At 38.7% G+C, this 9,176-nt stretch carries 11 protein-coding genes; all 11 read left to right on the forward strand.

The genetic code is table 11. The annotated features are described in order from the left end of the window. Nucleotides 1–40: 40 nt before the first annotated feature. The 11 genes from KNO87_RS15205 (at nt 41) to KNO87_RS15255 (ending at nt 9,131) form a co-directional block, all read left to right on the forward strand. Nucleotides 41–721 (forward strand): hypothetical protein, encoded by a 681-nt coding sequence (locus KNO87_RS15205; protein ID WP_251126842.1) that lies wholly within the window; start codon nt 41–43, stop codon nt 719–721. 488 nt (nt 722–1,209) lie between these two features. Further along, entirely contained in the window at nt 1,210–1,458 is a 249-nt protein-coding gene (locus KNO87_RS15210) for a hypothetical protein (RefSeq protein WP_214796703.1), read from the forward strand. A 287-nt stretch (nt 1,459–1,745) separates the two neighbouring features. Next, complete coding sequence (locus tag KNO87_RS15215) at nt 1,746–2,906, forward strand: replication initiation factor domain-containing protein (protein WP_214814843.1); 1,161 nt, start codon at nt 1,746–1,748, stop codon at nt 2,904–2,906. A gap of 362 nt (nt 2,907–3,268) precedes the next feature. Then, nucleotides 3,269–3,559 carry a hypothetical protein gene (locus tag KNO87_RS15220; RefSeq protein ID WP_214796716.1) on the forward strand — a complete coding sequence of 97 codons (291 nt, stop codon included), beginning with the start codon at nt 3,269–3,271 and terminating at the stop codon, nt 3,557–3,559. Nucleotides 3,560–3,572: 13 nt separating this feature from the next. Beyond that, entirely contained in the window at nt 3,573–3,755 is a 183-nt protein-coding gene (locus KNO87_RS15225) for a hypothetical protein (protein WP_214796714.1), read from the forward strand. A gap of 612 nt (nt 3,756–4,367) precedes the next feature. After that, the gene (locus tag KNO87_RS15230) at nt 4,368–4,526 is read left to right on the forward strand and encodes a hypothetical protein (RefSeq protein WP_214796720.1); all 159 of its coding nucleotides are present in this window, start codon (nt 4,368–4,370) and stop codon (nt 4,524–4,526) included. Between the two features lie 86 nt (nt 4,527–4,612). Then, the gene (locus KNO87_RS15235) at nt 4,613–5,737 is read left to right on the forward strand and encodes a hypothetical protein (RefSeq protein ID WP_214796713.1); all 1,125 of its coding nucleotides are present in this window, start codon (nt 4,613–4,615) and stop codon (nt 5,735–5,737) included. Nucleotides 5,738–5,751: 14 nt separating this feature from the next. Beyond that, complete coding sequence (locus tag KNO87_RS15240; protein WP_214796711.1) at nt 5,752–7,233, forward strand: fibronectin type III domain-containing protein; 1,482 nt, start codon at nt 5,752–5,754, stop codon at nt 7,231–7,233. 190 nt (nt 7,234–7,423) lie between these two features. Then, entirely contained in the window at nt 7,424–7,867 is a 444-nt protein-coding gene (locus KNO87_RS15245; protein WP_214796709.1) for a hypothetical protein, read from the forward strand. Between the two features lie 498 nt (nt 7,868–8,365). Further along, complete coding sequence (locus KNO87_RS15250; RefSeq protein ID WP_214796707.1) at nt 8,366–8,722, forward strand: hypothetical protein; 357 nt, start codon at nt 8,366–8,368, stop codon at nt 8,720–8,722. 13 nt (nt 8,723–8,735) lie between these two features. Beyond that, entirely contained in the window at nt 8,736–9,131 is a 396-nt protein-coding gene (locus KNO87_RS15255; RefSeq protein WP_214796705.1) for a hypothetical protein, read from the forward strand. Nucleotides 9,132–9,176: the final 45 nt, after the last annotated feature.

Raw genomic sequence — 9,176 nt, forward strand, 5'->3', positions numbered from 1 at the left:
GAGATTATGAGGCCAAAGCTATGAAGAAGAGTGAATTACGATGAATCTAATGTTCTTTGACGGTCAAATGGGTAACGGTAAAACGTTAGGAATGAGTATCATCGCAAAGGATTGGGCACAACGATCGGGCGCCACACTTTATAGTAACTATGGTTTGAAAGGCTCGAAACCTTTCAACTCTTTCGAGGATTTTCTAGACGTTGCACAACAACCCTCGTCTATCATTTGTTTGGACGAGATACACAATGATATAGATGCTCGCGACTTCAATACCAATGCTGTTAAATATTTCTCTCATATTGTTTTCTACTTGCGTAAAATGCGTTGTATTTTGATGATGACAAGTCCACTATTCGATAACGTTGAAAGTCGGGTCCGTGGTGTAACTAATGTCTTGGTATCGGTTCAAAAGGATTCTGAGTATTACTATTATCCGTTTTACGATACTCAGACAGACCGTTTCTTGAAACAAAAGAAGATTAAAAAGGAATTGGCTCACATGGCTGCGGCTCAAATTTTTGATACTTATGCTATGGTGACGCCACTCGAATATCCTGAAAAACGAGACCTCTTTAAAGAATTGCTTACAGAGTTAAAAACGACTAACCAACATTATTTAGAAGCCAGAGCGGAGCGAAGCACTCCACAGAGTGCGACGTTAGCGGAGGCTTATACTACTGACAAGGAGATTGAAAGAAATGTTCTCATCACAACAGGTTAACAAGAGAATGGCATATCAACCATCAACAAATAAGGAATCATTATCAAGATGTATCGCCTACGTTGATACTTTGACTAAATCAATCAAACATCAATTTCAGGTCGGCAATTTGGATATCTATGCTTATGAACATCAAATCAATGTTCTTTCCTGTTTACGATTACAGTATGAAATGTTCCTGGACGATCTTCTTCCAGTATCGGGAGGTCTATTCATAAATGAAGAGTGCTGATTTATTGACCAAAAAGAAACTTCAGAAAAGTGTCGAATCTGCATTGATGATGAATAATGCGAGTATCGAATATCTCGATAGTTTATTGACCACTCATGATTTCTCTGACGAGGAGAAGGAGAATCTAGGCAATTTGAGACGATATTTAGATGAAACACTCAACCTATTCTTTTCCAAACTTATTTCCAAGTGAGTATTTACAATGTATATACAATAGTGATACACTCCTCTTAACAACAAAAAAGGAGTGTTTTTTATGTCATTAAAAACTGTTCAAAAAAGTTTTCGTTTCACTGAAACCGAAGCCAGAATGTTAGAAGAATTGGTTGAACTTGAAAAACTGCAGCGACTTCATTACCTAGAATTACATGAATCAGATGTAGACCATTTGAACCAAACAAAGGTACTAACTACTCTTATACGTCTTGCACATGAAAAATTGCTAACGGATCTATCTAAAGATGCTCCAGAAAAGCTAGCAAAGTTGAATATCCAGCAGGACTGATTTGTTCTTTTGAACTTGGCACTTCTCCATTTTGTTGAGGGAAGTTGGGAGCTTTTTAGTTTAATTGCGCTTTTTATTGGCATACTTGATTCCCAACAGCCGGATATCCTTCGCTCTCCATTTTGTCTCGGTTGTTGGTGACAACTACGTGACAATAAAAAATTTGATTGTCAAATAGGCGAAGCCGTCAAAAGTGGAGATTTTTTTGGCGAATTTACCAAAAAAATACTACTTGAATTTGCACAATCTAATAGCTAGTAATCAATTTCTTAAAGGGGTTTTCTTTCATGCAGTCAGACGTACCAAACAACGAAAAATTAGACGCAGAACTCGGTACGCCCCCGTATTCTAACAGGGGGGCGCAAAATACCGAGGCACATGCCCTCAGAGCGCTTGTAGACTGGGTTTCCTGCACTTTCACAACTGTACAGGACGCACACGAAATAATCACGCTTTTAGATCTACCGAAAGACAAGTTTCAAGAGCACGAAAACGGCAAGTTCGGGTATAAGTCTCACTTGCGTTTTGGTCACATTGCAATCTATTTCGACGGCCCGATTGATGCGGGGGTTTTCCTAGATATTTCCGGTCAAGGTTGTCGCGAATATGAAGCCTTTGGCGCAAAAACTTGGAGTCAGCTATTTTCTGACATTCTCCCGATGAAGTATAACTTTACTCGTTTGGATGTCGCTGTCGATGATTTCAAGGGCGCTCTTAGCGTTCCGACTCTCAAACGTAAGGTTAGAGAAGGGGCAGTCCGTTCTAGGTTTAAAACTTCAATGGAAGTTCGTAAGACTAAAGTTTCTGATGGTTCTAGTACAGGTGAAACATTATATTTCGGTTCTGCACAATCTCGTATTCAGATTCGTTTCTATGACAAACTTTTAGAACAGGTATCAAAGAACAAGAAACTTAATGAAGATGTAGACCATTGGACTCGTGTCGAGGTTCAGTTGAGAAAAGAGCATGCAAATGCGGTCGCTCTTATAATTGCAAAGCAGGAAAGAGATATAGGCGGTGTAGTAAAAGGGATTCTACATAATTACGTGGCGTTCTGCGTGAAGAGTAAAGTGGATTCTAACAAGGCAAGATGGAAGGTATCAAAGTTTTGGGAAGAGTTTTTAGATGGTGTTTCAAAACTCGCTCTTTCTCAAGTTGCACCTGATCTATCTATCCAGCGTTCCGAAGATTGGATTAAACGACAGGCTACTGCGACTCTCGCAATGCTTTATACGGCGTTCGATGGTGATATGACTTCCTTCATGAATTATCTGATAGACGGTACAAACAAGATGGATGATAAACATTTAGAAATCATCAACCGTTTCAGACTCGAACACAATGAAAATCTGTTATCAAAAGATGAATATCATGACATTTTAAATCAAAACGTTTATAACTTGGTCGCTTTTGCAAAACAAACAAAAAAAGGTCCGGAAATCGGCTAATTTCCAGACACAAATTCTAACAATATAAAACTTTTTCCAAATATGTTCCCAAATATTTAAAAAAAGGACTACCATTTCTGACTTTTTTACTATACCATATACATGTAGCCGTTACTTAACGACTAATTGAACTTATAACAAAATAGGGGAAGATAGTTCCTTCCCCCTAGCTAGTACGTCTGTTTGGCGACTCCGTACTAGCCATACTCAATAATACCCGATTATATCATTTTTGTATATTCCGAACATGTATTCGTTATATTCAAATAGTATTTTTCGGTATGAGTCACGAAGAGTCGCCTTTATAGGTGGCTCTTTTTTTGTTATGTTCGGCTAACAAATTCCCAAAGGGAGGAAATTTTATGTCAACTATTGTCCAACAAAAAGTAGATTTAACAAAACAAGATTTCACGTTAACAGGTATGTATCTCGCAGATGTTTCTCTTTACGATCGCACCTCTCAAAACAAACAGAATTTGTTGTTCGTCAAATTCGTTGGTAGCCGTTCAATGAGTGTTTCGCCAAACTTCTTATACTTTGGAGATATGACTTACGAGCAACTTCAAGGCATGAAAGATGGAAGAAAAGTTGATGTTGTTTTGAAAGCTAACGACAAGAGCTTTACTGTCGAGCATATTCAAGACCACAAGTAAGAAGGTCTAATTCATGGATAAACAGCAATATATTGATGCTCTCAATGAGTTTTACCAACAGTATATTGTTGAGACTGTGAACGGCTCGTTTCAAGTGTTTCAAAGTTTCACTTATGGTGAGATGGTTATCTCGTTTCTGTTGGCTCTCTTGGTATCGCTTTACACTCTAAAATGGATTTGGGAAGTGATTAGATGATTGAATTCAATCTTGCAGAAATCTTAAATCAGTATTCTCTTCTGGGCTTGCCATTTCTCATTCTGGTTATTGGGGCGCTCGCTTCAAGATTTACAGTGAGGTCTGATGCATGGTAAACGATTCAGTATTATTAGACGCTGTTTTCTGGTTACTCATGTCAAACAACTTTCCTCTCTATCTGATTGGATCAATAACATTTGTCGCTCTCATCATTTCATTTTTCTACACGATTAGGAAATGGGGCGAAATTTAAATGTCATTCACGTTTAACATTCCACAAATTTTGCAGTATGCCTATAACATCTTCGCGAGTTCTCAAGCGGTGCTATATATCTTCCTCGGTGCGAGTTTCGGCATATTCGTGCTAAGTCGTTTGTTGAATCTCGCAAAAGGTTAAGCGATGTTACACAGTGATAATATCCCGAACGTTCCCAAAAATATAGGTACTGCCGAAATGACGGACTTATTCCGAAATTTCCAAATCAATTGGGATACTTTATCTCCAGTGTTATGGCTTTTGTTGGGTGTACTATTCGCATTCTATGTGGCATATCGTATCAAAGAAACTATGATTGATTAAAAAAACTTAAAAATTGAAGGGTGGAAATTACTTTGGGTATTCCTGCAATCTCACTTACTTATGACTTGGCTGACGTGGCAACGTCTGTATCAAACTGGTTCGGTTCTATGTGGCTTATCGTGGCATTCGCCGTCGCTATCCCACTCGCATTCTTGATTGCGAACCGTGTCAAAGGGCTTTTCGTAGCATAAAACTAATACCAACAACAGAAACGAGTTCCATATATAAAGGGGAAGGGTTTATCCCTTCCCCTTCTTTCATTTAAGGGGGTTTCCCTATGAAGAGAATAATCATGTTATCCGTCACTTTGTTTTTAGTCTTTACTCCTCTCGTAACACGAGCGGAATCTGTAACTTACTTGGATTACTTCGGAACTACCTCTATAACATCTACTTTTATGATTGCTGACAAGACCGATGCAAATGCCTATTGGTCAACCGTCACAGTCAGTGGATCTAGTGGGGAAATCATTTGGTACAACTATGAAACGGAAATCGGTCGTACACCTACACCAGTAGTTGACGGTCAAGCACCTTCAAACGCTCATGGGTTCAAATTGAGTTCTTCCGATGGTGGTGAGGTCTATGCCGTAAACGGTCATAATACTTCACCCGTCACACCGTATGTCGAATGGGGCCAACCATCGAATCCAGACAATCCAACAGTTCCCGAAGGCGATGATTGTACACGTCTCGAGTGTAATCAAGATTTACTGGATGCAATGGCAGCCATTAATAATTCGACAAACTCAAATGGCAAAACATTATCAGATATACTGTCCGGGGTCACTTCACTACAACAAATTGCTACTGATTCCAACAATCTCTTAGGCGAGATTCTAGGGGAAATACAGACAAGCATGAATCCTACATTACCCAAGATGACACCACCACCAAAGCTATCTGATAACAAACCTCCAATGCCTTCAAATTCTTTTGAAGATACTACAATCTACTTTTCTGACAAAGGTGATGCAACTTCAGAGCCTGAACCATTACCAACAGCGCCTGAACCTGAAAACTGGAAAAATGAAGATGGTTCAATCATAAATCCAGACGATGAAATGACTCGCGATTCTGAGCAGTCTAAAGACCCTCAGATGAATCGTGATACTGAACAGACAAAAGACCCTCAAATGAACCGTGACAATGAAATGTTAGCAGACCAAGAGTTACAGAAAGATGTTCAAATGAACCGTGATTCTCAAATGACTCAAACTGATAACTATCAACAAGATTCGGTATTTGAAATAGACCCTGTTCAAACACGAGATTCTGAAATGACACGAACGGATCAGTATGAAGTTGATTCATCGTATACGCAAGATTCTGAAATGAATCAAAATCATTTCTATGAGCAGTCACCAGTCGATAAGACATTGCCAAGATGGAAAAGTAACTAGGAAGGAATGATTAGATGAAATTTAATTGGAAACGGATTATCTCCGTTTCATTTATAGCGTTACTTATCGTTTCGCTTTCATTTCCTGCACATAAGGCTAGTGCATATGACGGCGGATTACTACACGGAAAACCCATAACTGTATTTCAAGATGGTCAAGGCTTAACATCGACAAGTGCTGTAACAGATGGAAATGCATTAACGCAAATGGGTCTTCAATCTTCTAATAGATCCAGATTCTTATATTACGAGTTTTCAACTCCCGTAGACATCGAATCGTTCAGTTATCAAATTTCCGCAAAACCTTTAGATTCAACGGTCTACTTTTATAGTTCAAGTAAGACGAACTATCAAAAACCAACTTTAACCGAGTCGAATTTGTTAGGCGCACAAAACTTTAGTAATAGTTTGACTGGAGAAAATATCACTGCAAACTATTCGGGTGTAAAAGCAATTGCTATTCATAGTAATGCATCCGATGACACGAATTTATTCGAGTTTGATGTATTTTCACAGGGTGTCGACGTTACTCCACCTTCTCTTGTCGGTTCTCTTTCAGCAGTAGGAACTGATGGAATGATTGAGTTGAATTGGACTAATCCGCCACAGGTTGATTTTTCACACGTGAAGATTTTACGTGATGATGTCTTATTGGTCGATAACCTTTCAGATAACTATTATTTTGATACGGATGTCGTCAATGAAACTTCATACCAGTACGCAGTAATATCTGTTGATACTAAAGGTAATCAATCAGCACCGAGGACTATACAGGCAACGCCAAGCAATACTGATTCTGTACCACCTTCAGAAGTGACTTCAATTTCTCAAGACGTAACTTTAGATACGATTACCTTTGATTTTGTTAAACCACTTGATGACGATTTTGAACGTACCATTCTTTATAAAGATGGCGTTGAGTATGATTCAACGACTGGAACAACAATCACTGTAACGGGATTATCTGAAGCCACTACTTATAGTTTTAAATTCACTACTGTTGATATGACAGGTAATGAATCAACTGGTGTGATTCGTTCTGTAACGACTTTATCATCTGTTGATGATGTTGCACCTTCAGCACCTACTGGACTTACTCACATAGTAGGTAACGGATCCATCACTTTAGATTGGAACAATAACCAGGAAACAGATTTAGACGGTTATTTCGTTTACGTTGACGGCCAAAAGGTAAATGCAACGCCAATCAAGTCGTCTTATTACACGATAAATGCTTTAACGAATTCTCAAGATTATCAAGTGGCAGTTAGTGCAGTTGACACCAGTGGCAACGAGTCACCGATTTCAACTTTAACGACTGTTACTCCAAGTGAGTCGGCAATGCCGTTGCTTTCAATCGGTGGTTATGATTTGACCGATGTTGCAGACGGTGTAGGCGTTTGGTTTGCCTCACTATGGTTGATTCTAGCTTTCGCTGTTGCGATTCCACTTTCTTTCTACATTGCAAACCGTGTCAAACTCTTATTTCTTGCATAACACAATGTGAGGGGGTTACCCCCTCTCATTCTTGAAAGGGGTGTTCCTATGATTACAGAAGTTGACATAGCTCTTTTTCTTCAAACTGCACTAGATCCGTTTGCTCCGTTTTTATTTTTCGCCTTTGTCCTCATGCTCTCGTTCACTGTATTGATGGGGGTTAAACGATTGTTGACGTGGGGTTATTGATATGAACTTCATTGAAAAATTGCTTTCGGTCATTGTCGGTGTAGGTCAGTTGATAGTCGATGGTTTCACTAATTTCTTATCTTTCTTAGAGAAACCATTATCTTATGTATTTTATTTCTTCGATGGAGTTTTTTACTTCATCATGCAACTCTTTGATGTTGTCGTTAAGGTCGTGATGATATTTGTCGCACTCTTTCAGTTTATAGCTGCACTCATCGCAGGAGTGTTTAGAACTTTACAGGGCTTACTTTCTCCCACGTTCAATCAACCGATAAATATGCCTTCAACAACTTCACAAGGTGTTGACGTTGTACTGGATCTGGTAGACCCTATGGGCGTTCTCGATATAGTGCCATACATTTGTGTAGCGTTCGTTTGGTTCTTCTTCATCCTTAAAATCCTTGCTCTATTCGGTGGCAACGTAGTCGCGAAAGGTGGTTCATAATGCGTTCTTTAGTAGACACCATATTTTCACCTGTACTCAACTGGTTGCAGTCCGTTATCACTACCATTGACTCGCTTTCTGTTCCACTCTCTAGACCATTGAACATAAGTTATTACTTCGGTTACTTCTCGATGTTCGGTGCTGGTTGGATGTTCTTCATCAAGACGGTCACTACACTTGCTTTTATATACGGTGTTGCTTACCTGGTAGTTACTCAAATCGGTTTGTTCATCAAATTCAAAGACATGATTAAGTGGTGGTGAAAAATATGTTAATCCCTTTAGAAACCGTGTTACTCATGGTCATCATATCTTTTTCAATGGGCGCTATTATGAACGCTATCTTTTCTCAAGATTCTGTATAAAAAAGGAGCTTTTAAATGTCTACATTTCAAACATTTTTCGAAATCGGTGCAGGTCTAGCACTCGGTATGTCATTCGCTTTAATACCATTCTTTCTATATAAAAAATTTATTGAACGTTAAGGAGAATCATAATAATGTCAAAAAAAATTCCTTCGTATGCTAAAGCCTATAAAAATCACAGTGTATTAATTTTCGATGAAAATGATTCAATGACTCAATATCCTGTCTATACAATTGATGGTGACTGTATCGAGTATGAAGATGGAATCTTACACCAGTCCGACGCTTTGAAGTGCTATGACAACAATAACGGCGGCTTTACTTACATCTTCAACTTAGATAAACCGGCACTGGTCGAAGCTAATAATTTGAAGAACTTACGTCGTGATGTATCTATCAAGAACATGATGAATTTTGAAACGGATAAGGGAACGGATCTAGCAAAACTTATGCCGTATCTTCTTGTTGTAATTGCATTAATTTTCTCATAAGGGGTGATTCACTATGACAACTGAAATGAATGTAACAGAACTCGCTTTTAACGAACTAATGGAAGAAGATAATGGTCAACGTGAACCAAACGAAATGCTAGAATTATTGCAATTCTATCGACAGAACGGTGTTCCTCTCACACAAGAACAAGTGAAATCAATGTTCATTCTTCAAGAGAACGGACTAGGTGATATTGCTGTATTCGTTAATGCTGTACGTCCTGAAATGACCAAACCTAAAAAATTCATGGAACTTATCAATAAGATTACATTGGCTGACCGTATCAAAGGAAATGCCAAACTATCGAATCTATTGAAAGCTAACGTTGCGAGTACCAGCGCCCAAACTGCACAAGTCAATCCTAGAGATTATGAGGCCAAAGCTATGAAGAAGAGTGAATTACGATGAATCTAATGTTCTTTGACGGTCAAATGGGTAACGGTAAAACGTTAG

This window comes from Exiguobacterium sp. s34, assembly GCF_018617435.1.
In the GTDB taxonomy this organism is placed as follows: domain Bacteria; phylum Bacillota; class Bacilli; order Exiguobacteriales; family Exiguobacteriaceae; genus Exiguobacterium; species Exiguobacterium aestuarii.

What these genes read in the sequence shown, in the direction of transcription:
- KNO87_RS15225 (WP_214796714.1), top strand. Translation starts at nt 3,573, where the DNA reads ATGGATAAACAGCAATATATTGATGCTCTCAATGAGTTTTACCAACAG.
- KNO87_RS15240 (WP_214796711.1), top strand. Translation starts at nt 5,752, where the DNA reads ATGAAATTTAATTGGAAACGGATTATCTCCGTTTCATTTATAGCGTTA.
- KNO87_RS15215 (WP_214814843.1), top strand. Translation starts at nt 1,746, where the DNA reads ATGCAGTCAGACGTACCAAACAACGAAAAATTAGACGCAGAACTCGGT.
- KNO87_RS15250 (WP_214796707.1), top strand. Translation starts at nt 8,366, where the DNA reads ATGTCAAAAAAAATTCCTTCGTATGCTAAAGCCTATAAAAATCACAGT.
- KNO87_RS15235 (WP_214796713.1), top strand. Translation starts at nt 4,613, where the DNA reads ATGAAGAGAATAATCATGTTATCCGTCACTTTGTTTTTAGTCTTTACT.
- KNO87_RS15210 (WP_214796703.1), top strand. Translation starts at nt 1,210, where the DNA reads ATGTCATTAAAAACTGTTCAAAAAAGTTTTCGTTTCACTGAAACCGAA.
- KNO87_RS15245 (WP_214796709.1), top strand. Translation starts at nt 7,424, where the DNA reads ATGAACTTCATTGAAAAATTGCTTTCGGTCATTGTCGGTGTAGGTCAG.
- KNO87_RS15220 (WP_214796716.1), top strand. Translation starts at nt 3,269, where the DNA reads ATGTCAACTATTGTCCAACAAAAAGTAGATTTAACAAAACAAGATTTC.
- KNO87_RS15255 (WP_214796705.1), top strand. Translation starts at nt 8,736, where the DNA reads ATGACAACTGAAATGAATGTAACAGAACTCGCTTTTAACGAACTAATG.
- KNO87_RS15205 (WP_251126842.1), top strand. Translation starts at nt 41, where the DNA reads ATGAATCTAATGTTCTTTGACGGTCAAATGGGTAACGGTAAAACGTTA.